General features: G+C 70.5%; 16 protein-coding genes and 1 pseudogene. 9 read left to right on the forward strand and 8 right to left on the reverse strand.

What is annotated here, in order from left to right:
• Positions 1–357 precede the first annotated feature (357 nt).
• From OIE67_RS27145 to OIE67_RS27160, 4 genes are all read left to right on the forward strand, one after another.
• Positions 358–3,084 (forward strand): beta-L-arabinofuranosidase domain-containing protein, encoded by a 2,727-nt coding sequence (locus OIE67_RS27145; RefSeq protein WP_326645101.1) that lies wholly within the window; start codon positions 358–360, stop codon positions 3,082–3,084.
• Positions 3,081–5,096, forward strand: coding sequence for an RICIN domain-containing protein (locus OIE67_RS27150; protein WP_326645104.1), 2,016 nt, complete (start codon positions 3,081–3,083; stop codon positions 5,094–5,096). The genes OIE67_RS27145 and OIE67_RS27150 overlap by 4 nt, the downstream gene beginning before the upstream one ends.
• A 15-nt stretch (positions 5,097–5,111) precedes the next feature.
• Positions 5,112–6,572, forward strand: a complete 1,461-nt coding sequence (locus tag OIE67_RS27155; RefSeq protein ID WP_326645106.1) for a non-reducing end alpha-L-arabinofuranosidase family hydrolase — start codon at positions 5,112–5,114, stop codon at positions 6,570–6,572.
• Between the two features lie 111 nt (positions 6,573–6,683).
• Positions 6,684–8,327, forward strand: a complete 1,644-nt coding sequence (locus OIE67_RS27160) for a glycoside hydrolase family 27 protein (protein ID WP_326645108.1) — start codon at positions 6,684–6,686, stop codon at positions 8,325–8,327.
• A gap of 91 nt (positions 8,328–8,418) precedes the next feature.
• On the opposite strand, the gene OIE67_RS27165 is transcribed toward OIE67_RS27160, so the two are convergent.
• Together OIE67_RS27165 and OIE67_RS27170 are read right to left on the reverse strand one after the other, a co-directional pair.
• The gene (locus OIE67_RS27165) at positions 8,419–8,997 is read right to left on the reverse strand and encodes a hypothetical protein (RefSeq protein ID WP_326645110.1); all 579 of its coding nucleotides are present in this window, start codon (positions 8,995–8,997) and stop codon (positions 8,419–8,421) included.
• Positions 8,998–9,161: 164 nt separating this feature from the next.
• Positions 9,162–11,078 carry a tetratricopeptide repeat protein gene (locus OIE67_RS27170; protein WP_326645112.1) on the reverse strand — a complete coding sequence of 639 codons (1,917 nt, stop codon included), beginning with the start codon at positions 11,076–11,078 and terminating at the stop codon, positions 9,162–9,164.
• Positions 11,079–11,761: 683 nt separating this feature from the next.
• Here OIE67_RS27170 and OIE67_RS27175 point away from each other — a divergent pair.
• The gene (locus tag OIE67_RS27175; RefSeq protein ID WP_326645115.1) at positions 11,762–12,358 is read left to right on the forward strand and encodes a hypothetical protein; all 597 of its coding nucleotides are present in this window, start codon (positions 11,762–11,764) and stop codon (positions 12,356–12,358) included.
• 286 nt (positions 12,359–12,644) lie between these two features.
• Here OIE67_RS27175 and OIE67_RS27180 read toward each other — a convergent pair whose 3' ends face one another.
• The 5 genes from OIE67_RS27180 to OIE67_RS27200 all read right to left on the reverse strand — a co-directional run bounded on the left by OIE67_RS27180 (position 12,645) and on the right by OIE67_RS27200 (position 19,645).
• Complete coding sequence (locus OIE67_RS27180; protein ID WP_326645116.1) at positions 12,645–12,881, reverse strand: hypothetical protein; 237 nt, start codon at positions 12,879–12,881, stop codon at positions 12,645–12,647.
• A gap of 1,082 nt (positions 12,882–13,963) precedes the next feature.
• Complete coding sequence (locus tag OIE67_RS27185) at positions 13,964–16,168, reverse strand: DNA/RNA non-specific endonuclease (protein ID WP_326645118.1); 2,205 nt, start codon at positions 16,166–16,168, stop codon at positions 13,964–13,966.
• Between the two features lie 215 nt (positions 16,169–16,383).
• Positions 16,384–18,792, reverse strand: coding sequence for an ABC transporter permease (locus OIE67_RS27190; protein ID WP_326645120.1), 2,409 nt, complete (start codon positions 18,790–18,792; stop codon positions 16,384–16,386).
• Positions 18,789–19,472, reverse strand: coding sequence for an ABC transporter ATP-binding protein (locus tag OIE67_RS27195; protein WP_326645122.1), 684 nt, complete (start codon positions 19,470–19,472; stop codon positions 18,789–18,791). The genes OIE67_RS27190 and OIE67_RS27195 overlap by 4 nt, the downstream gene beginning before the upstream one ends.
• Complete coding sequence (locus OIE67_RS27200; RefSeq protein WP_326645124.1) at positions 19,469–19,645, reverse strand: hypothetical protein; 177 nt, start codon at positions 19,643–19,645, stop codon at positions 19,469–19,471. The genes OIE67_RS27195 and OIE67_RS27200 overlap by 4 nt, the downstream gene beginning before the upstream one ends.
• Before the next feature lie 170 nt (positions 19,646–19,815).
• Here OIE67_RS27200 and OIE67_RS27205 point away from each other — a divergent pair, with 170 nt between their 5' ends.
• From OIE67_RS27205 to OIE67_RS27215, 4 genes and pseudogenes are all read left to right on the forward strand, one after another.
• Positions 19,816–20,454, forward strand: a complete 639-nt coding sequence (locus tag OIE67_RS27205; protein WP_326645126.1) for a hypothetical protein — start codon at positions 19,816–19,818, stop codon at positions 20,452–20,454.
• Positions 20,454–20,525: pseudogene (locus OIE67_RS55545) on the forward strand (hypothetical protein); the annotation flags it as partial. The gene OIE67_RS27205 and the pseudogene OIE67_RS55545, both read left to right, overlap by 1 nt.
• A 134-nt stretch (positions 20,526–20,659) precedes the next feature.
• Entirely contained in the window at positions 20,660–20,992 is a 333-nt protein-coding gene (locus tag OIE67_RS27210) for a sensor histidine kinase (protein WP_326645128.1), read from the forward strand.
• On the forward strand, positions 20,977–21,633 hold the full coding sequence (locus OIE67_RS27215; protein ID WP_326645130.1) for a response regulator transcription factor: 657 nt from the start codon (positions 20,977–20,979) through the stop codon (positions 21,631–21,633). The genes OIE67_RS27210 and OIE67_RS27215 overlap by 16 nt, the downstream gene beginning before the upstream one ends.
• On the opposite strand, the gene OIE67_RS27220 is transcribed toward OIE67_RS27215, so the two are convergent.
• Positions 21,614–22,192 carry a TetR/AcrR family transcriptional regulator gene (locus OIE67_RS27220; protein ID WP_326645132.1) on the reverse strand — a complete coding sequence of 193 codons (579 nt, stop codon included), beginning with the start codon at positions 22,190–22,192 and terminating at the stop codon, positions 21,614–21,616. The two genes, OIE67_RS27215 and OIE67_RS27220, sit on opposite strands and share 20 nt — an antisense overlap.
• Between the last annotated feature and the right edge of the window lie 75 nt (positions 22,193–22,267).

The raw sequence follows: 22,267 nt of genomic DNA on the forward strand, positions 1-22,267 counted from the left end.
CGCCGGCCACCGCGTACGCCCACCCGGCCGGGCGGCCCCACCGATGCGGGCGCGACTCCTCCGCAACGTAACTTCGAACCCGTCGCAAGTTATCTCTTGCCAACCGGTAACTCCTGTGAAACTTTCACTTCCACGGGCGGTGCGCCGTGATCTCCCCGGAGACGAGAAACTCCAGGCAGGACGGGCGTTCCCGCGGGTTCCGCGGCGCGGCCCGGGTCGGCAGGGGCTTCCCCTCGTTGACGTCAGGCCGGACCGTCGGATGTACTCCGCCACAACGCCCTCACCGGAGGAGGCCCCCGTACCCCTGCAGCCCGGAATGTTAGCGCTAACATCACGTTGGGAAGCCAAGGAGTCCGCATGTCCTTGAGCCGCCGCCGGCTTCTGCAGGCCGCGGGCGCGACCGCAGCGCTCTCGGCCACCGGCCAGTTGACCGGCATGTCCCCCGCCCTGGCCGCGATCCCCTGGGCCAGATCAGACCTCGGGGTGTCGGCCTACGAGTTCGACCTCGGCCAGGTCCGGCTGACCTCCGGCCGCCTGCTGGACAATCAGAACCGCACCCTGAGCTACCTGCGCTTCGTCGACGTCGACCGGCTCCTGTACGTCTTCCGCGCCAACCACCGGCTGTCCACCGGCGGCGCGGCGGCCAACGGCGGCTGGGACGCGCCCAGTTTCCCCTTCCGTTCCCACATGCAGGGCCACTTCCTGACGGCGTGGGCGCAGGCGTACGCGGTGCTCGGCGACACCACCTGCCGGGACAAGGCCGCCCACATGGTGACCGAGCTGGCGAAATGCCAGGCCAACAACGGCGCCGCCGGGTTCACCAGCGGTTACCTGTCCGGCTTTCCCGAGTCGGACATCACCGCCGTGGAGAACCGCACGCTGAGCAACGGCAACGTGCCGTACTACTGCGTCCACAAGACCATGGCCGGGCTGCTGGACGTCTGGCGGCTGATCGGCGACACGCAGGCCAGGACCGTGCTGCTGGCCCTGGCCGGATGGGTGGACACCCGCACGTCCCGGCTGAGCACGAGCCAGATGCAGGCCATGCTCGGCACCGAGTTCGGCGGCATGAACGCGGTGCTGACAGACCTGTACCAGATGACGGGCGACTCCCGCTGGCTGGCCACGGCCCGGCGGTTCGACCACGCGGCCGTGTTCGACCCGCTGGCCGCGGGCCAGGACCGGCTCGACGGCCTGCACGCCAACACGCAGGTGCCCAAGTGGATCGGGGCGGCCCGCGAGTACAAAGCGACGGGCACGACCCGCTACCGGGACATCGCCGTCAACGCCTGGTCCATCACCGTCGGCGCGCACACGTACGCGAACGGCTCCAACAGCCGGGCCGAGCACTTCCGCGCCCCCAACGCGATCGCCGGCCATCTGACCAGGGACACCGGCGAGGCGTGCAACACCTACAACATGCTCAAGCTGACCCGGGAGCTGTGGCTGCTGGCACCCGGCCGGGCCGACTACTTCGACTACTACGAGAACGCCCTGTTCAACCACCTGCTCGGCCAGCAGCGCCCGGCCGACGCGCACGGGCACGTCACCTACTTCACCCCGCTCAACCCCGGCGGGCGCCGCGGCGTCGGCCCGGCCTGGGGCGGCGGCACCTGGAGCACGGACTACAACTCCTTCTGGTGCTGCCAGGGCACCGGGATCGAGACCAACACCAAGCTGATGGACTCGATCTACTTCCACGACGGCACCACCCTGTTCGTGAACCTCTTCGTGCCCTCCACGCTCGACTGGAGCGGTCGCGGCATCACGGTCACCCAGACGACCTCCTACCCCGCGAGTGACACCACGTCGCTGCGGGTCACCGGGAACGTGAGCGGGTCGTGGTCGATGCGCGTCCGCATCCCGGCCTGGACGCGGGACGCGACGATCAGCGTCAACGGCGTCCAGCAGAGCGTCGCCACGACACCGGGCACGTACGCCGACCTCACCCGGTCGTGGACGGCGGGCGACACCGTGACCGTACGGCTGCCCATGCGGGTGGTCATGAAGGCCGCCAACGACGACCCGGATCTGCAGGCCGTCACCTACGGCCCGCTCGTGCTGTCGGGCGACTACGGCGACACCGCCCTGTCGGCGGCCCCCGTCCTGACCCCTTCCTCGATCTCCCGGACCAGCACCTCCGCCCTCACCTTCACGGCCACGGCCGGCGGAGCGCAGGTGCGGCTGGAGCCGTTCCACGACGCCCACGACCACAACTACGTCGTCTACTGGAACACGAGCGGCAGGTCAGACGCGGGCGCGGCGAGCTTCCGGCTGGTCAACGCGGCCAGCGGGCTCGTACTCGGCATCCAGGACATGTCCACCGCCGACGGGGGCCCCGCCCTGCAGTGGACCGACAACGGCACCGCCGACCACGACTGGATCACGGTCGTCGACGGCGGCGCCCTGCGCTTCCGCAACGCCCACAGCGGCAAGGTGCTCGGCGTCGAGAACATGTCGACGGCCGATGACGCCCGCGTGCTCCAGTGGGGCGACACCGGCACCGCCGACCACCGCTGGACGGTCACCGACGCCGGCGACGGCTCCGTCAAGATCCGCAACGCGCACAGCGGCAAGCTGCTCGGCGTCCGGGGCGGCTCGACGGCCAACGGCGCCCCGGTGGTGCAGGACGCCGACAACGGCAGCCTGGACAACCAGTGGCGTTTCCTGCCGAACGGCGCGCGCCGCCTGCAGAACGTGGGCACCGGCATGGTGCTCGGCGTCACCGGCATGTCCACGGCCGACGGCGCGCTCGTCGTCCAGTGGGGCGACAGCGGCACCGCCGACCACCTGTGGACGGCGGTCGCCGACGCCGGCGGCTACCTGCGGCTGCGTAACTCCCACAGCCAGAAGGTGCTGGGCGTGGAGAACATGGGCACCGCCGCCGGCTCGCGCGTCGTGCAGTGGGCCGACAACGGCACCGCCGACCACCGCTGGCGGCTGCGTTACGGGACGGGCGCCGCCTTCCGCGTCCAGTGCGCCAACGGCGGCCGCGTCCTCGGGCTGGCCGGCGCCGCGCAGGGCGCGCAGGTCGTGCTCGCCGACGACAACGGGGCCGACACCACTCTCTGGAGGTTCCTGTGAGGCGCCTGCTCGTGATCCTGTCGTCCCTGCTCATGGTCGGGGTGTTCCTCCCGCCCCAGGCGTCGGCCGCGACGGTGGACACCAACGCCTGGTACGTGCTGGTCAACCGCAACAGCGGCAAGGCACTGGACGTCTACAACCTGGCCACCAACGACGGCGCCCGCATCACCCAGTGGACCCGCAACAACGGCAACCAGCAGCAGTGGCAGTTCGTCGACTCCGGTGGCGGCTACTACCGCGTCAAATCCCGCCACTCCGGCAAGGTCCTCGACGTCTCCGGCTTCTCCACCGCCAACGGCGGCGCCATCGTCCAGTGGTCCGACCTCAACGGCACCAACCAGCAATGGCGACTCGCCGACAGCAGCGACGGCCACGTCAGACTCATCTCCCGCCACAGCGGCAAAGCCCTCGAAGTCCAGGGCGCCGCCACCACCGACAACGCCAACATCGTCCAGTACGACGACTGGGGCGGCGCCAACCAGCAATGGCAACTCGTCCGCGTGGACGGCGGAGGCGGCAGCGGCTTCAGCAACCCGGTCGTCTGGCAGGACTTCGCCGACGGCGACATCATCCGGGTCGGCGACGCCTACTACTACTCGGCCTCCACGATGCACTACTCGCCGGGCGCGCCGATCCTGCGCTCGTACAACCTGGTCGACTGGGAGTACGCCGGCCACTCGGTGCCGAGGCTCGACTTCGGCTCGGGCGCGTACGACCTCAACGGCGGCCGGGCGTACGTGAAGGGCATCTGGGCCTCGACCCTGAACTACCGGCCCAGCACCAGCACGTACTACTGGATCGGCTGCGTCGAGTTCAACCGCACCTACGTCTACACCGCCTCCGCCGTGGACGGCACCTGGACCAAGCGCTCGCAGATCAACAACTGCTACTACGACGCCGGCCTGCTGATCGACGACGACGACACCATGTACGTCGCCTACGGCAACAGCACCATCAGCGTCGCCCAGCTCTCCGCGGACGGGCTGAGCCAGGTGCGGGCCCAGCAGGTGTTCCAGACGCCGAGCAGCGTCGGGACGCTGGAGGGCGCCCGGTTCTACAAGCGGAACGGCTACTACTACATCTGGCTGACCCGCCCCGCCAACGGCCAGTACGTGCTCCGCTCCACCTCGCCGTGGGGCCCGTACGAGATGCGCCAGGTCCTGCTCAACCTGCCCGGCCCCATCTCCGGCGGCGGCGTCCCGCACCAGGGCGGGCTCGTCCAGACGCAGAACGGAGACTGGTACTACATGTCGTTCGTGGACGCCTACCCAGGCGGCCGCGTGCCCGCCCTCGCACCGATCACCTGGAACGGCGACTGGCCCACCCTCCAGACCGTCAACGGCGGCTGGGGAGCCACCTACCCCAAGCCGAACATCCAGACCAACCGCACCGTCGACTCCATGACCGGCCCCGACACCTTCACCTCGGGCAGCCTCGGTCACCGCTGGGAGTGGAACCACAACCCCGACACCAGCCGCTTCTCCACCGGCAACGGCCTGCGCCTGCAGACCGCGACCGTCACCGGCGACCTCTACAACGCCCGGAACACGCTGACCCACCGCATCCAGGGCCCGTCGTCCACGGCCACGATCGAACTCGACTACACCCAGATGAGCAACGGCGACCGCGCCGGGCTGGCCATGCTGCGCGACCAGTCGGCCTGGATCGGCGTCAAACGCGACAACGGCGTCAACCGGGTCGTGATGACCAACGGCCTGACCATGAACAGCTCGTGGCAGACCACCGGCACCGGCACCGAGGCGGCGAGCGCGACCGTCTCCGGCGGCCGGATCTGGCTGCGGGCGACCGCCGACATCCGGCCGGGGTCCGGCCGGCAGGCCCGCTTCTCCTACAGCACCGACGGCAGCACGTTCGTGAGTCTCGGCCCGGCGTTCACGTTGAACAACGCCTGGCAGTTCTTCATGGGCTACCGCTTCGGGATCTTCAACTACGCCACCCAGTCCCTCGGCGGCGCGATCACCGTGCGCCGCTTCGACCTCACCACTCCCTGACCGAAAGGCACAGCCGTGAGATTGAGACTTCCGACCGTCCTGGCGGCGTTGGCCGCCTTACTGGCGAGCCTGCTCATCGCCACGCAGCCCGCCGGCGCCGCCACCGTGGACACCAACGCCTGGTACGTCCTCGTCAACCGCAACAGCGGCAAGGCCCTGGACGTCTACAACCTGGCCACCAACGACGGCGCCCGCATCACCCAATGGAGCCGTAACAACCAGAACCAGCAGCAGTGGCAGTTCGTCGACTCCGGTGGCGGCTACTACCGCGTCAAATCCCGCCACTCCGGCAAAGTCCTCGACGTCTACAACTTCTCCACCGCCAACGGCGGCGCCATCGTCCAATGGTCCGACCTCAACGGCACCAACCAGCAATGGCGACTCGCCGACAGCAGCGACGGCCACGTCAGACTCATCAGCCGCCACAGCGGCAAAGCCCTCGAAGTCCAAGGCGCCGCCACCACCGACAACGCCAACATCGTCCAGTACGACGACTGGGGCGGCGCCAACCAGCAATGGCAACTCGTCCGCGTGGACGGCGGAGGCGGCGACCCCGGCAACCCCGGCACGTGCGACCTTCCGTCCTCCTACCGCTGGTCCTCGACCGGCGTGCTGGCGAACCCGCGGTCGGGCTGGGTCTCGCTCAAGGACTTCACCGTCGCCCCCTACAACGGCCGCCATCTCGTGTACGCCACCACCCACGACACGGGCACCCGGTGGGGCTCGATGAACTTCAGCCTGTTCGGCAACTGGTCGGAGATGGGCTCGGCGAGCCAGAACGCGATGTCCAACGCCACGGTCGCGCCCACGTTGTTCTACTTCGCGCCGCGCAACATCTGGGTGCTGGCCTACCAGTGGGGCAGCACCGCCTTCTCGTACCGTACCTCCAGCGACCCCACCAACCCGAACGGCTGGTCGGCGCAGCAGACGCTCTTCTCCGGCAGCATCTCCGGCTCCGGCACGGGCCCCATCGACCAGACGGTCATCGGTGACAGCACGAACATGTACCTGTTCTTCGCCGGCGACAACGGCAAGATCTACCGGGCCAGCATGCCGATCGGGAACTTCCCCGGCAGCTTCGGCAGCACCTCGACCGTGATCATGAGTGACAGCACGAACAACCTGTTCGAGGCCGTCCAGGTCTACAAGCTCCAGGGCCTGAACAAGTACCTGATGATCGTCGAGGCGATCGGCTCGCAGGGCCGCTACTTCCGTTCGTTCACCGCCACCAGCCTGAACGGCTCCTGGACGCCGCAGGCCACCTCCGAGTCGAACCCCTTCGCCGGCAAGGCCAACAGCGGCGCCACCTGGACCAACGACATCAGCCACGGCGAGCTCATCCGGACCAGCGCCGACCAGACCTTCACCGTCGACGCCTGCAACCTGCAGCTCCTCTACCAGGGCCGCAGCCCCAGCTCCGGCGGCGACTACGGCCTGCTGCCCTACCGGCCGGGCCTGCTGACGCTGCAACGATGACGGCCTGACCCGTTCCGCCCCGATCCTTCAGCGAACCGGGTCCTGGACACGGCATCTGGGAGCTTCAGCCGTGTCCAGGACCCACGCGCCCCCCACTGAGGAGAGACCTCGATGACCAGCAGGAGACGAACGCGCTTCTCCCTCGCCCTGACCACGATGCTGACGCTGACGGCAGCGGCCGTCGCGGTCGGCCCGTCCCTGCCGGCGCAGGCGCTGGAGAACGGCGTGGGCCGCACCCCGCCGATGGGCTGGAACACCTGGAACACCTTCGGGTGCAACATCAGCGAGTCGCTGATCAAGCAGACGGCCGACGCGATCGTCAGCTCCGGCATGCGCGACCTGGGCTACGAGTACGTCGTGGTCGACGACTGCTGGTTCGACCCCAACCGCGACTCGTCCGGAAACCTCCAGGCCAACCTGTCCCGGTTCCCGAGCGGCATGAAGGCGCTCGGCGACTACCTGCACGCCAGGAACCTGAAGTTCGGCCTCTACCAGGCGCCGCTGGACCGGACCTGCGCCCAGTACTTCGGCTCCTACCCGGGCGCGACCGGCAGCCTCGGCCACGAGGTCCAGGACGCCCGGCAGTTCGCCGCCTGGGGCGTCGACTACCTCAAGTACGACTGGTGCTCCCCCACCGGCACCATCGACGACCAGGTGCGCACCTTCGCGAAGATGCGCGACGCGCTGGCCGCGAGCGGCCGGCCGATCCTCTACAGCATCAACCCCAACAGCATCCACGAGAAGACCGGCCCGCAGCGCGACTGGGGCGACGTCGCCAACATCTGGCGCACGACCGAGGACATCACCAACGCCTGGAACACCGGCCAGACCAACGGGTACCCGATGGGCATCCAGAACATCGTCAACGTCAACGTCCCGCTCGCCGGCCGCGCCCGGCCGGGGCAGTTCAACGACCCCGACATGATGGTCGTCGGCCGGGGCGGCATGAACGACACCGAGATGCGCAGTCACTTCGCCCTCTGGGCCGTCATGGCCGCCCCGCTCATCGCCGGCAACGACGTCCGCAACATGGACTCCGCGACCTCGGCGATCCTCAAGAACGCGAACCTCACCGCCATCAACCAGGACCCGCTCGGTCTGCAGGCCACCCAGGTCAGCAATGACGGCACCCGCCGCGTCCTGGCCAAACGGCTGGACAACGGCGACGTCGCGGTCGCCCTGTTCAACCAGGGCGGCAGCACCACCACGATCAGCACCACCGCCTCCGCCATCGGCCTGACCGGCGGCCCGTTCACCCTCCGTGACGCCTGGACGAACGCCGTCACCACGACGACCGGCGCCATCTCGGCGAGCGTCCCCGCCCACGGCACCGCCGTGTACCGGGTCAGCGGCGGCACCCCCGCCCCGACGGGCACCCGCATCCAGGGCGCCGGCTCCGGCCGGTGCCTCGACGTGACCGGCGCCTCCCAGACCAACGGCACCCAGGTGGTCATCTGGGACTGCCACCAGCAGACCAACCAGCAGTGGACGAGCACGTCCGCCGGTGAGCTGCGCGTCTACGGCACCAAGTGCCTGGACGTCGACCACGCCGGCACCGCCGACGGCACCGGCGTCATCATCTGGGACTGCAACGGCCAGAGCAACCAGAAATGGCGCTTCAACACGGACGGCAGCATCACCGCGGTCGGGGCGAACAAGTGCCTGGACGTAGCGGGCAACGCCACGGCGAACGGCACCAGACTGCAGATCTGGACCTGCACAGGCGCCGCCAACCAACGCTGGTCCCGCACCTAGGAGCCGCTCGCAGGCGAAGTGGGCCGGTAGCTCCTTCATCAACGGTAGGTACCGTGATGGTTCTCTGGAGTCAGCTGTCCGCCGAACCGGGTCAATGCCGCGTCGGAGGTGGCAGCAGTTCCTGGAAGAGGTTGAGCGGCACCGGCCCACGGTGCAGAACGTGTGGCACGTCGCCCCAGGGCAGCAGCGGTTCGTCTGGGCCGAGGTTTCGGAGCCGCTCAAGAGCTCGGTCGGTCACCTCGGAGACTGCTCGCAGCGTGGCGGATGTCAGCGGAAGGTAGTCGTCATCGGTGCCGGGATCGGCTGTCCGGGCTCCTGATGTGACACGCATGAGCCGGATGCAGCATCGCGCTGGGTCGAGCTGCGAGGCGTCGAGTGTCCAGAGCGGGACGTCGCCCATGCGCCGGCCGCCACTCCGTATCGCGTCGAACAACACCGTGGGATTGACCGGCGAAAGGAAGACCACCTCGGCCCAGGTGCATGCGAGCGGACCCACGCGTTCATCTAGAAGGTGCTCTCGGCCGACGTATTTGGCGATGTGGCGCGCGTGGAGGTCGGGGTAGCGCTCTCGGAGCATTGCCAGCGGCAACAAGTGGTCGCCGCGCGGATCCGCGATCATGGCGTGGAAGAGGATGCCGCGAGCGCGCTGCTGAGCAGATTCGGTGAGCATAAAAAAAGCGTCGGGCTGGGAGATCGCCGACGCATGATCAATTATATCCGACGCCCTCCATAGGAGCCGCACGAACAGCGGTCCGGAGACCCAGGCCGAGATCGTAAGCACCTTCGCGAACGGCTGTCTCGCGCGATTACTCACCGCAACCGCGCGGACACCGCTCAGCGGCCGGTCAGGGATCTGAAGTGGGCGAGTCTGGCAAGGTCCTTGCGCACGTCGGCATGGTCGCGGCCCAGGACGCGGACACGTACCGGAATCAGCTCCTCATACAGCTCGCAGGCCCGCCCCGGATCGCCGGCCTCGCCGGTCCAGCGGGCCAGGGCGGCGCGGACGAGGAGGGTCTCCGGGTGCTCGGGGCCCGAGACCCGGTCGCGGTCGACGGCGACGGCGGCCATCAGGCCGCGGGCGACGACCGGATCGCCGGCCCCGCCGCACCAGTGGGCGTGGTTGGCGCGGATGGTGAGGGTGTCGTGGCGGTCCGCACCGTAGACACGGACGGCGACGGGGATGAGGGCGGCCAGCCGGTCGCGGGCTGCCTCGGCGTCGCCCGCCTCGCCGGTCTGCCAGGCCAGGTTGCCGACGACCTGGAGGGTCTCCGGATGTTCCGGGCCGGAGACGCGCTCGCGCAGGGGAAGGAGTTCGGCGCACAGGTCGCGGGCGGCCGCGGCGTCGCCGGACTTGCCGGTCCAGAACGCCAGGCGGTCCCAGGCGGTCAGTGTGTCCTCGTGTGTCAGGCCCAGCACGCGTTTGCGGCCTTCCAGGACGTCGGCGTACTGCTCGCGGGCGGTCGGGAAGTCGCCGGCCAGCCCGATCACGAAGGCGACGTCGTCCATCGACCACAGGGTGTCCGGGTGGTCGGGGCCGAGGCGCTCCAGACGGGTGGCCAGCACCCGTTCGTGCAGCAGGCGCGAGGTGGGATAGTCGCCGCTCCAGGCCAGGAACTCGGCGACGCGGCGGAAGGCGGGCTCGAAGGGGTCGAGCGCGGCGGCGACGTGCGGCAGCAGCCGGGCGAAGACCGGCCAGTCCTTGCGGTGCTCGGGCACCTCGGGAACCGCCGCGGCCAGCACCTCCGCCGCGGCGGCGCGCCATTCCCGCTGCTCGGCCACCTGGTCCAGGACCACCAGCCGGACCAGCCGGTGCACGGACATGCTCCCATCGCCGACGGGACGGATCAGGGAGTACGCCCGCAACGCCCGCACGGCGTCGTCCACCGCCGCGTCGTCGTCGAGCAGCGACCCCAGCAGGATCCGTGCCTCCGCCGTGGGCGAGGCGGCCGGGAGCAGCAGGCGCAGCGGGATGTCGTCGGGTGCGAGGCAGGCGAAGAAGCGCAGCATCGCGATGGCCTCGGGATTGCGCCCGGCCAGGCGGTCCAGGGCCAGCGTCCAGGTCGCGGAGACCGGCTGGTCGTACTCCCAGGGGCGGCCCCTGCTCAGCAGCTCGGTGCGGCGCCGACGCAGCAGGGCCAGGTATTCCCTCAGTGTTCGCCCGGATTCGAGGGTGTACGCCGCCGCCTGCTCCAAAGCTAGCGGCAGCAGTCCCAGCTCCCTGGCCACCTCGGCGGAGGAGCCGGGGTCGTCGTCTCCGGTCCTGGTCCGCAGGAAGCCGGCGGCCACCTCGGGTTCGAGCGTGTCCACCTCGATGCCCAGCGGAGGCGGCCAGTGGGCGTACCGGCTGGTGATCAGCACGTGCCCCTGCCCGGCAGGGGGCAGCACCCGGCGGATCGCCCCAGGATCGGTGACGTTGTCCAGGACGAGCAGCCACGGCCCGGGGTGAACGGCCAGGGCGGCGTGCACCTGGGCGGCCGGATCGGCGCCGTCGACCAGGCCGCGCACGCCCAGGAGCAGCGCCAGCTCCGACAGGCCGTTCGACAGCACGACCTCGTCCTCCGCCGCGAACTGCCACACCAGGCGGTAGCCGTCCTGGTGGCGGTACGCGTACTCCAGCGCCGCGCTCGTCTTGCCCACCCCGCCCAGACCGTGCAGCACCACCACCGCGGGCAACGCACCCGCCGCACGGAACCGCCGCTCGATCCCGGCCAGCAACGTCTCACGCCCGGCCAGCCGCAGCGGCCGGGGCATCAGCCGTAGGGGACGCGCCGGAGCCGCCGGCCTCTCCTGGTACAGCGTCCCGATCGCGATCCCACCACGATCGGCCTGAACAACCCCGGGACCGGTCAGCTGTCGAACGACCCCGGCCACGGAGGGTTTCCAGAACCCACCGCCCCCTCCCCAATCACCGGACCACCGCTGGACACCAGATTCCCCGTCGCCGCCTGACTTCCCGTCGCCGCCTGGCCCCCCGTTACCGCCTGACTTCCCGTCCCCAGCTGGCTTCCCGTCCCCGCCTGGCCTCCTGTTACCGCCTGGCCTCCCGTCGCCATCTGACTCCCTGGCGCCGCCTGACTTCCCGTCGCCGCTTGACTTCCCGTCCCCGCCTGGCCTCCTGTTACCGCCTGGCCTCCCGTCGCCATCTGACTCCCTGGCGCTGCCTGACTTCCCGTCGCCGCTTGGCCTCCTGTTGCCACCTGGCTCCCTGGCGCCGCCTGGCTTCTCGTCGCCGCCTCATTCCCTGGCGCTGCCTGACTCCCGGTCGCCGCTTGGCCCCCTGTTGCCGCCTGGCCTCCCGTTTCCGCCTGGCCTCCTGTTGCCGCTTGGTTTCCCGTTACCGCCTGGCTCCCTGTGGACACCGACCCGTGGATCACTCCTGCCGCGACGCCGCCGTGCGACGCCTCGATCCTGATAGACCCACCGGCCGCCAGCCCATGATCGCCAGCCTGCGCTCCCCCGGGCGGTCGCAGCTCACCGACCAGGCGCTCGAGTTCGGCGGCGAACGCCGGATCGTTCTCCGCCGCCTCCTCCAGCGCCAGCCGCACTCGCTGCCGAGTCCGCGGGCTCTCCCGCCCCTCCTCGGTCTCCTCCGCGAGTTGCGTCAAGGCGGGCTCGTTCCCCAGCCGCTCGGCCACGACCTCGTGCAACCGGTCCATCCCGGCGTCGATGGCCAGATCCACTTCCTCATCGGCCCGCCGGAACACCCGCCCGAACTTCTGCACCAAGTAGCCCACCACGTACCCGGCCAGCAATTCCAGCTCCATGCCCACCTCCTCTTGGCTATCGCGCTCCTCTCCCCCGCTGTTTCGGCCCGGCCGATCGCCACCCCGGCCACCTCAGCAGCAGAAGCGGCCCACCCCACGCACCCCAGCCGAGGATGCCCCGTCGCAGCCGATGGCGAGCGGCCGTGCGGTCCTTGGCCCCGAGCTTGCCGACATGTGGGTGAGACGCCTCTTGACGATGGCCCGCTGATGAACAACAGCGCCGCGATCTCTCAGGCTGAACAGCAACCCGACGAACTCCCGGCCTGAACAGCAGCGCCGCGATTTCTAGGGCTCAAGGGCGACTCGTCGACCTCCCGGGCTGGACAACTGCGCCACGATCTCCAGGCTGGACATCGACTCGGTGATCTGGGCTGCACAGCAGCACGGTGATCTCCTGATTGGAGAAAGCTTCGGCGACCGGGCGAAGCACGTCGCGCTCGCGGCTGCTCAGCGTGTCGTCGCCGGCGAGCACACCCAGGGAGACGAACTGGGCGGCGATCTCCGGGGCAGCACGCTACGGCCGTGCGCGACGGCCCGTAAGGCGCCGAACAGTTCATCGCGCGGAGCCGTCCTTGAGCAGAGAGCCGGTGTCGCGTGGAGCCTGCTTGAACAGGTAGCCGGTCCTGATCTCCGCGAGGGTGTTGAAGTCGGTGTCGTACGTGGTGAAAGCATCAGCGCCCTGGCCCGCGCACCGCGGCGGGACAGCGAGGCGGTTGCCCTGCCCGCCACGCATCCTCTTGGCCACAGGTGGTGCAGGCGACCAGCAGGGACGCATCGTCGTGCTTGTCATCGTCTTCATCGTGGTCGCCTCCATCGCCGTCCCGACGCGGACCTCTCGCCTCGGCTGAACGTGATCATCACCGGCGCCGCGAAAGGTCGCCTCGCAGGCTCCGACGTGGCCGGGTCGTGATCGCTTACGGGCGTGGCGGGGTGATCGCCTACGGGTACGGCGGGCGGAGAAGGACCGTGTGGAATGAGCTTGGGCATCAACCGGTACATCGCGGCTATGAGGCCGGCTGTGCCGGCGATGGCCATCAGCGCGATAAGCCCCGGCAACCGAGCGTCGGTCGCCGAGTCGCCCCTGTCTCTGGATGTGTGGCTGGAGTAGCTGTCCTGTCCGCCTTCACCTGACTTCGAGCTCCTGTCTGACTTCAAGCTCTCGTCTGACGTGGAACTCCCGGACGTCGAACTCCCGGACGTCGAACTCCCGGACGTCGAACTCCCCCCAGACCTTGAATTCCCGGACATCGAACTCCCGTCTGACGTGGAACTCCCGTCTGACGTGGAAATCCCGTCGTCCTTGCCGGGGGGCTGAAACGCCTCCGATCCGTGCTCTCCCGAGGGCGGCCCTGCGGCCTGGTCCGTAGTGGACTTGCTCGGCGCCCTCTCACCATCCCGTGGGTTCCTGCCCGTACTGGTACGAGACCGGCTGGAGGGTCGATCCCGACCGGGCCGTGCCCGTAGCGCGTGGTCATCGCGGTCATCGTCGCCCCCTCCCTCGTCATCGTCATCGTCGTCGTCATCCGCCGCGACGAGCAGGACATCGGCCCCAGGTATCGGCTGAGAAGCCGGCCGGTCGGCGGGCGTCGGACCGCCGGCGACAACAAGAGCGACTGCGGCCAGAGGCAGCACCCACCGCAATCCGCTCACCACCGCGTCCCCCTCATCTCTCGGCTGCGCCCATCCTGACCCGCGGTGATTGGACCATGGTGAGTCGTACATGAGAACACCCTCATGTGGGTGGTCCCGGCAGCAACGAGGTCGGGTCCGTCCAATTCACTGGACGGACCCGACCAGGACGCGGGCGGCGCCGCTGAGCAAGGGCGGACGTGGGCGGACGTGGGCTCCGAGTCCTTTCAGGCGCCGGGTCGTTCAGAGGGTGAGTTGGTGCAGGTGGGTGATCTCCCTGGCTGTGGTGGCCACTTCCATGCGGGCCAAGGGGTCCGCGTCGGCGAGGGTGCCGAAGGACAGCCGGGTGAGATCCTCGATGCGCCGGATCGGGACCTGGTAGGTCTTGTAGGCGCCGTACGAGAACTCCGCGGGAGCGGCTTCCAGGCCGTCGATGAGGTGGTCCTGGCTGAGCAGGTAGCCGGTGGCCGAGAGCTCGTCGTCGTGTTTCACCATCACCACGACCTTCCAGTACTGGCGGGGTAGCTGCACGCCGCGGTACGGGTCGTCGTCGGCCGCCAGGACCGGGCCGGTGAAGACGGTGACCTTCAGGTCGCCAGTGTCGGCGTTGTCCAGGATGTAGTCCTCCAGGCCGGCCCAGGTGGTCTGGTTCTGGTTGAAATCCTTGTGCTGCGGGGTGCAGTTGGTGAAATGGAAGGTGTCGTCGTTGCCGGATTTGGCCACCGCGAGGCTCGCTCCCCAGGCGGGGTCCAGGCGGCGCACCAGGTGGCCTCGGTCGAGGGGGTTGTCGCGGTAGACGTCCTCGCCGGTCTGCTGGCTGTCGGGCAGGCGCGGGTCGAAGATCCAGCGGTCGGGGTCGCGGCGGATGCGCAGGCTGGTCGGGCCGTCGATGTTGACCGCGGTGAAGAAGGCCAGCCGCCGTTGCCGGTTCATCACCACGCTGAAGTGGTGGTAGTTGAGCACGTACGCCTGCCCGTCACCGGCGTGCGGGTTGAGTGCCGCCAGCGGGAGGAGATCGGGGTGCAGTGTGGGCAGCGCGACCCGATGCCCGCCTGGCAGGAAGTCCGGGTCGTAACCGCGGCGACCGGCATAGTCCTGATCTATCTGGATCGCCTCCGGCGCAGCCGCCGCAGCAGCCGCCGCCGGGCCGGCCGCAACCGCCGGGCCAGCCGCCCCCGCGGGACCGGCCGCGGCCGGGCCAGCCGCGGTGACCACCGGCCCCGCGAGGTGAAGAACGACGGGAGCCGTCAGCGTGAGCGTCAGCGGCACCTGCCCGTCGGCCCACCGCCCCGCCACCGGCTCGGCCGGCCAAGTGCTCAAGCCGTCAGTCGAAGCAGCCAAACCAGCCGGAGCAGGCGTAACCAGCGAAGCAGGCTCAACCGTCGAAGCGGGCCCACCCATCGCAGCGGGCCCAACCGCCGAAACGGGCGCAGCCGTCGAAGCGGGCGCAGCCGTCGGAACGGTCACAGCGGACAGAAGGGTGGTGCGTTCGGCGAACAACCGGTCGAGCAGAGCCCGCTGCTCCGGCGGAAACGACTGTCGGCGCAGGGCGCCCAGCAGCCGGCTGATCCGCACCCCTTCGTTGATGACCCCACCCAAAGCGTCGTGCTCAGGCGCGGGAACGGCGGCATGATGCAACGCCACGATCTCCCACTGATCGTTGAAGACCGGTGAGCCGGAGGAGCCCGGCTCGGTGTCGGTCTGGTAGTGCAGGAACGACTCCAGGACGTCGACGATCCGGTTCTCCCGCAGAGCGACCTGCTTCTTCTCCCCACCCGGATGCTGGATGATCGTGACGAAGTCGCCGACGATGGCCTTCCCCTCCGGAGCCATCAGCCGGTTGAACCCGAACCTGGCCAGCTCCCCCGTGGCGTCCTTCACCGCCACCAGCGCGAAGTCCAGCTCCCGGTCGGCGAAGAAGAACCGGCCCGGATCCAGGAAGAAGGCGCGCAGCGGCAGCGGAGTGCCGTCGATGCCGTCCTGGTAGTCGAACTCGACGCTGCTGCGGCCGGCCATGCCGGCGTCACCGAGCACGTGGTGGTTGGTGAGCAGCAGCTCTGGGCAGACCAGCGATCCGGTGCCGTAACCGGCCAGCCGCCCGTGCGCGTCACGTACGACCACCCGCCCGACCGCTCGCGCCGCCGCCGCTCCGCCTTCCAGGTAGCCGACGGGAAGCAGGTCGTTGGTCTGGATGATCCGCTCCAGCACCGCCACCGCCGCTGTCACGGCCGCCGGGTCCGCGGCGGCGAGCGACGCGGGATCGATCGGGTGGATGTCGCGGTAGTGGTGGCTGAGCCGATCGATGCGGGTGGCCACCCGTACCGGCTCATCGGCCCGGACGATCCCGCCCGGCTCGGCGAGCAGGGCGATCTGCCGCCGGCGCTGCTCGCTCCGGCCGGCCACCCGCGCCGCCGCGTCCTCCCGCACCCCGGCGGGCGTTTCGTCCATCACAACCATGCCCTGCCCCCGATCCCCGATGCCCGGCCGGCGCGTCGCCTTCCTGGCAGGGGGCGTTATGCCCTGACCAAGGTCATGAAAGTCTCCTCCAAAGCTCCTTGACCTGCATATTCACCCCTCCACCGCCGAGATGGCGTGAGCAAGAGGGCGTGGTGATCGGCCCCCGCGGGGTCGGTCGTGTCGGGCATCTCCCGCCACGACCGACCTCACAGGTGGGCGAGGGCCTCCCGGACGGTGAGGCGGGAGGCGCGGGTGGCGGCGGCGTCTGTGGCCAGCGCCGCGCCGAGGAGTGCGAGCACGACCCAGATCGCCGCCCCGGGGACCGAGATCCGGAACGGCACGGGCACGTTCATGAACAGGTTGCCCAGCCCGGCGCCCAGCAGCCAGGTGAGCGCGACCGCCGGCACGACCGCGGCCACGCACCCGGCGAACGCCAGCAGGAGCCCCTCGGCGGCGACGATCCGGCGTACGGTCCGCGGCCGGGCCCCGATGGCGTGCATGATGCCGAACTCGCGCGTCCGGTCGAGCACGTTGGCGCTCATCGTCGAGGCCAGGCCGATGACGCCGAGCACCCCCAGCGGGACGGCGATGCCCAGCAGGACCAGCAGCAACGGCCCCATGTGTCCCTCGCCGACGGCTTCGGCGCGGCTGACCGAGGCCGCCGACCGCACCGCGATCCCGGCGTCGGCCAGCGCGGTGCGGACGGCCGCCGCGACCGTGTCGCGCGTGCGCTCGTCGTGCCCGCCGGTCTGGACGCGCAGCCGGTCGACCTGCTGCGGCCGTCCCTGTGCGGCGGCCAGCCCTTCCGCGGTCACGTACACGTTGTCGCCGCCCCGCTCCTCGACGATGCCGGCCACCCGCCACGACGTGACCCGCCCCTCGATGAACAGCCGCACGTCGTCCCCCGGCACGAGGTCCGGGACGGTCTTCTTCCTGACCGTCTGGCTGAGCACGATCGCGCCGCTCTCCCCCGGGTGCAGCGCACGGCCTTCGAGCAGCTTCGGGAACGTGGTGAGGCCACGGGGCAGCGCGGTCAGCGTGATGCGGCCGTGCCCCTGGTCGGGATAGGTCCAGGTGACGGGGAATCCTCGTGGCCCCGCCACCCCCACCGGCATGACGCCGAACCCTTCTGCGCGGGTGACGCCGGGTACCCGCCGGGCCGCCTCGACGGCGGCCTCCCTGGCGGCCGGGGCGGCCAGTTGCACGTCCACGTCCCACGTTCGCCGCGCCGCCTCTTCCCGGGTGATGGCGTCGACGCCGGCTTCGAGCGACATGCCGGCCACGAACACCGCGCCGGCCGCCGCCAGCAGCCCGGTCGAGAGCCAGAACCGGGCCGGTCGCCGCACCGTGTTGCGCAGCGCCATGAGCAGCCCGCGGTCGAGGCGCGGCACGCGGCCGAGCCGCACCGCGAGACCACCCGGTTCCGACGCGGCCCCGTGGTGGTCGATCGCCGCACGTACGGTCGTCCGGCTGGCTCTGACCAGCGGCGGCAGCGCCATCAGGGGCGGCAGGCCGAGTCCCGCGACGAGGATCACCACGTACGCCCACCACGGCGCGGCCAGGCTCACCGGCCGGACGCCGAGCGTGGTCAGCAGCGTGCCGAGGAGCGTCCGGCCGATCCAGACGGCCGGCGCCAACGCGCTCAGCGTGGCCGCCGCCGCGACCAGCGAGATCATGACGAGGTAGTGGCGCCCGACGGTGCCGGTCCGGGCGCCGATCGCCTTCATGATGCCGAGCTGCGGGATCTGCCGGGTGAACAGGGTGTTGAGCATGGTCGCCACCAGGATCGTGCTGAGCAGCAGCGCCGCGGCCCCACCGGCCATCAGCGACAGCAGCAGCACGTCGGCCTGCCACTGGTGCGGATGCGCGTACGGCTCGGGCACCTGGATCTCGGCGACCGTCAGCCCCTGCTCGCGCCGCAGCCAGTCGCCGACGTCGGTGGCGACGGCCACCACGCGGTCGCGTGCCCGCCCTTCCGGGTCGGTGACCTGCACTTTGACCTGATCGAACGGCAGCGCGACGGCCGTCGCCGAGACGTAGCCGCGGCCGCGCTGCTCCTGGGGCGAGGGGGCGAGGCCGGGGTCGTACACCGTGCCGGCCACCCGCAGCCGTACCGGGCCGTCCGGTCCATGAACGGTGATCGAGTCGCCGACGGCCACGCCGAGCAGCCCGAGGGAGTCCGTCCCGAGCAGGATCTCCCCGTCGGACGGCGGCCAGCGTCCCCGCTGCCCGAGGTCGAACCGCACCATCCGCATCGGATCGTCCGCCGCCGCCACGAACACCTGCAGCGGGATGTCCAGCACGGTCCCGCCGACCTCGACCGCGCCCTCGAACTGGGTCCGCCCGGTCGCCTCGCGCACGCCCGGCCGGGTACGGGCCGCGGCGAGCACCGACGCCATCCGCTCGGGGGTGACGCCCCGGTCGAGCACGATGGTCGCCGAAGCCGGTTCAGTGCTCAGGTACGCGCCGCCGGTCTCCCTGCCGATGGCGGCCCAGGCGCACAGCATGCCCCCGAACACCGTCAGGCTGACCGCGATCGCCACCACCATCAGCACAAACCTGGACCAGCTCGCCCGCAGGTCACGGCGCAGCTTCACGCGTAACAGGGTGCTCATGCCGTCACCCCCTCGTCGGCGACCACGCGCCCGTCCACCAGGACGATCTCCCGGTCCACGACGGACCTGATGTCACGTTCGTGCGAGACCACCACGATCGTGCGTCCCTCGGCGTTGAGACCGGCGAACACGTCCAGGACGGCCCCGGCCGTGTGCGAGTCGAGGTTGCCCGTCGGCTCGTCGGCCAGCAGCAGCGGCGGATCGTTGGCCAGCGCGCGGGCGATGGCCGCGCGCTGCTGCTGTCCGCCGGACAGCGTGGACGGCAGCTTGCCGGCCTGGTCGCCGATGCCGACCCGGTCCAGCAGTTCGAGTGCCCGGTCGCGGCGCCGTACCGCCGGGATCGCGGCCGCGAAGTCCATCGGCAGCATCACGTTCTCGGCCACCGTCAACGTGGGCAGGAGCTGGAAGAACTGGAACACCAGCCCGACGTTGCGTCCCCGCCACTCGGCCAGCGCCGACTCGGACAGCGCGCCGAGATCGGTCCCCGACACCCGCACCGTCCCCGCCGAGGGCCGGTCGATCCCGGCGAGCAGGTTGAGCAGCGTGGTCTTGCCGCTGCCCGACCGTCCCACCACCGCGACGAACTCTCCCGCCCCGATCGACAGGCTGAGCCGATCGACGGCGACCACCTCACCCTCGCCCAGGGGATAAGCCTTCACCACGTCGGTGATCTCGATCATTCGTGAGCTCCCTTCGGCGCACCGGCAGGTGACGCGCTGCCGCCGTGGTCGGGAATCCGGTGCCCGCCGCCACCGCCGATGAGCATTCCGGCGACGACCAGCAGGACCACGATGGCCGCCGCGATGCCGGCCACCCTCATCCAGCGGGCCGGGCCTTCGCCCGTTCCGGTCATACGCCCCACTCCTTCCGTACGCCGGTGTCATGACGGGCGATCACGCTACGAGCGCCGCGCACCACGCCGAAACACCCCGCGAGCGGGTCTTCGGCCTCCCCGTTCCGTGGACGGCGATCCCCTCACAGGGGGACTCCCCTGGGGAGGTACGGGGTTACGCTGGCCGTGCCATGTCCTCGACGGCCACCGCCCGCTCGCGGGTCCTCCTCGACGCCGCTCTCGCGGCCGCCGTGTTCGCCGTATCGCTGCTGCTGCTCGCCCACGACGGCCCCTTGGCGATCCGGCCGAACAGCCGCGGGCTCGATCCGTTCGGCATCGTGCTCGTGGGCTGTGCCGCCGTGCCGTTCCTGCTCCGGCGGCGTTTCCCGCTGCTCGTCTACACGGTGGCGGCGGCGGTCAGCCTGGTCCTGGCCTGGTTCGGCTATCCGACCGGCCTGCTGCCCGGGCCCATCGCCGCCCTCTACCTGCTCGCCGCGAACGCGGGATGGACGCTGCGCAGCGCCGCCGTGACCGCCGGACTGCTGCTCGCCTACCTCGGCGCCTCCGCCGCGGGCACCTTCCCGGTGATCGGGCTCGTGCACACCGCCCTGCCCTGGCGGCGGCGTGGTTCGCCGGCGAACGGACCAAGCTGCGCCGCCAGCAACTGGCCGAGCTGCGGCAACGCGCCGTGGACGCCGAACGCGAGACCGAGGCCGAACGCCGGCGAGCGGTGCGGGAGGCCGAACGGGAGCGGCGGCTCGCCGTCGCTGAGGAACGCGCCAGGATCGCCCGCGACCTGCACGATTCGGCCGGCCACGCGATCAGCCTGATCGCCGTGCGCGCGGGCGCGGCCCGGCTGCGCCAGGACGGCGACGCGCGTGCCCTGGAGGCGATCGAGGAACTGGCCAGGCAGACCGTCTCGGACATCGACCAGCTCGTCGGCTCCTTACGCGAGGACGACCAGGAACCTGCCACTCCGCCGGGGCTCGCCTCGCTCGACACGCTGATCGCCCACCACGCACCGCCGGACTCCGCGTGGCGCTCGACGTCACCGGCCCGGCCAGGCCACTCGGCGCGGCCGCCGACCAGGCCGCGTACCGCATCCTCCAGCAGGCCCTGGCCAACAGCGCCCGCCACGGCACCGGTGACGCCCGCGTCGAGCTCGACCACACCGGCCCTGACTTCGCGCTCACCGTCACCAACCCCGTGCACGGCACACCTCGCCGGGCGAACGGCCACGGAGTGATCGGCATGCGCGAGCGAGCCGCCCTGGTCGGCGGAACCCTCGACGCCACCAGGCTGGAGGGCGCCTACCGCCTGCACGCCCGGCTCCCCTACGGAGGATCCCCGTCATGCCCCGCGTACTGATCGCCGACGACGACCACCTCATGCGGGCCGGCTTGATCGAGCTGCTCACCGCCGACCCCGGCATCGAGATCACCGGCCAGGCCGCCACCGGCCGCGAAGCCGTCGAGCGGGCCGGCCGGCTCACCCCCGACGTCGTGCTCATGGACGTCCGGATGCCCGACCTGGACGGCATCGCCGCCACCCGGCAGCTCTCGCGGACGGCGCCGGACGTGAAGATCCTCATCCTCACCACCTTCGAACAGGACGACTACATCTTCGGCGCGCTGCGCGCCGGCGCGTCGGGCTTCCTGCTCAAGCGCGCCCGCCCGGAGGAGCTGATCGCCGCCGTGCACACCGTCGCCGCAGGAGACTCCCTCCTGTCCCCCTCGGTCACCCGGCGCGTGATCGACCGCCTGGCCCAGCAGCCCGTGCCCGACCTCGCCGGCCAGTCCCGGCTCAGCACTTTGACCGTACGGGAACGCGAGACACTCGAACTGATCGCCAAGGGGCTGTCCAACCGCGAGATCGCGGCCACCCTCGTCGTCGAGGAGTCGACGACCAGGACCCACGTGAAGCGCATCCTGATGAAACTCGGCCTCCGCGACCGCGTCCAGGCCGTGATCTTCGCCTACGAGAACGGCATCAACCACCCACGACCGTAACCGGGCCGGAGCCCGCGCAACCGTCCGGCGGTAATGCGAGGCGCACGCCGGGAGTCACGGCCGCGCGGAAGGCGGCGTCCAGCTCGGCGGGCGAGGCGCTGGTCGCGCCGTCCACCCACGCCCGCATCAGCCCCATGAACGCCCCCACCACGCAGACCACCAGCAGATCGAGCTCGGCCGACGGACGGGCGCCCGCGGCGACGAGCTCGTTCCTGACGGCGGCGGCGAGCAGCTCCTCACCCCGGGTCTGCACCAGCCCGCCGCTTCGCCGGCCCAGCAGCGCCCGCACCAGCCGTTCCTGCTCGCGTACGTGCTCGAACATCGGCCGGCTGAACGCGAACAGTTCCCCCGTCTCCCCCGCCACCGGCAGCCGATGGAGGAAGGCCAGCTCGTCGAGGTTGCTGAACAGCACGTCCCGCTTGTCGGTGAAGTGCGCGTAGAAGGTGGACCGGCCGACATCCGCGCGGGCGATGATGTCGGTGACCGTCACCGCGTCGTAGCCCTTCTCCAGAATCAGCTCCACCAGCGCCTGCTGAACGAGCCGCCGCGTGCGTCGCACCCTCCGGTCCCCGGACACTTTCTCGCCCTCTGTTCGGTACGGCACACCACATCCGATCTGCTCGTTGACCCGCGC

It is taken from the genome of Nonomuraea fuscirosea, assembly GCF_035917475.1.
GTDB classification, from domain to species: domain Bacteria; phylum Actinomycetota; class Actinomycetes; order Streptosporangiales; family Streptosporangiaceae; genus Nonomuraea; species Nonomuraea fuscirosea.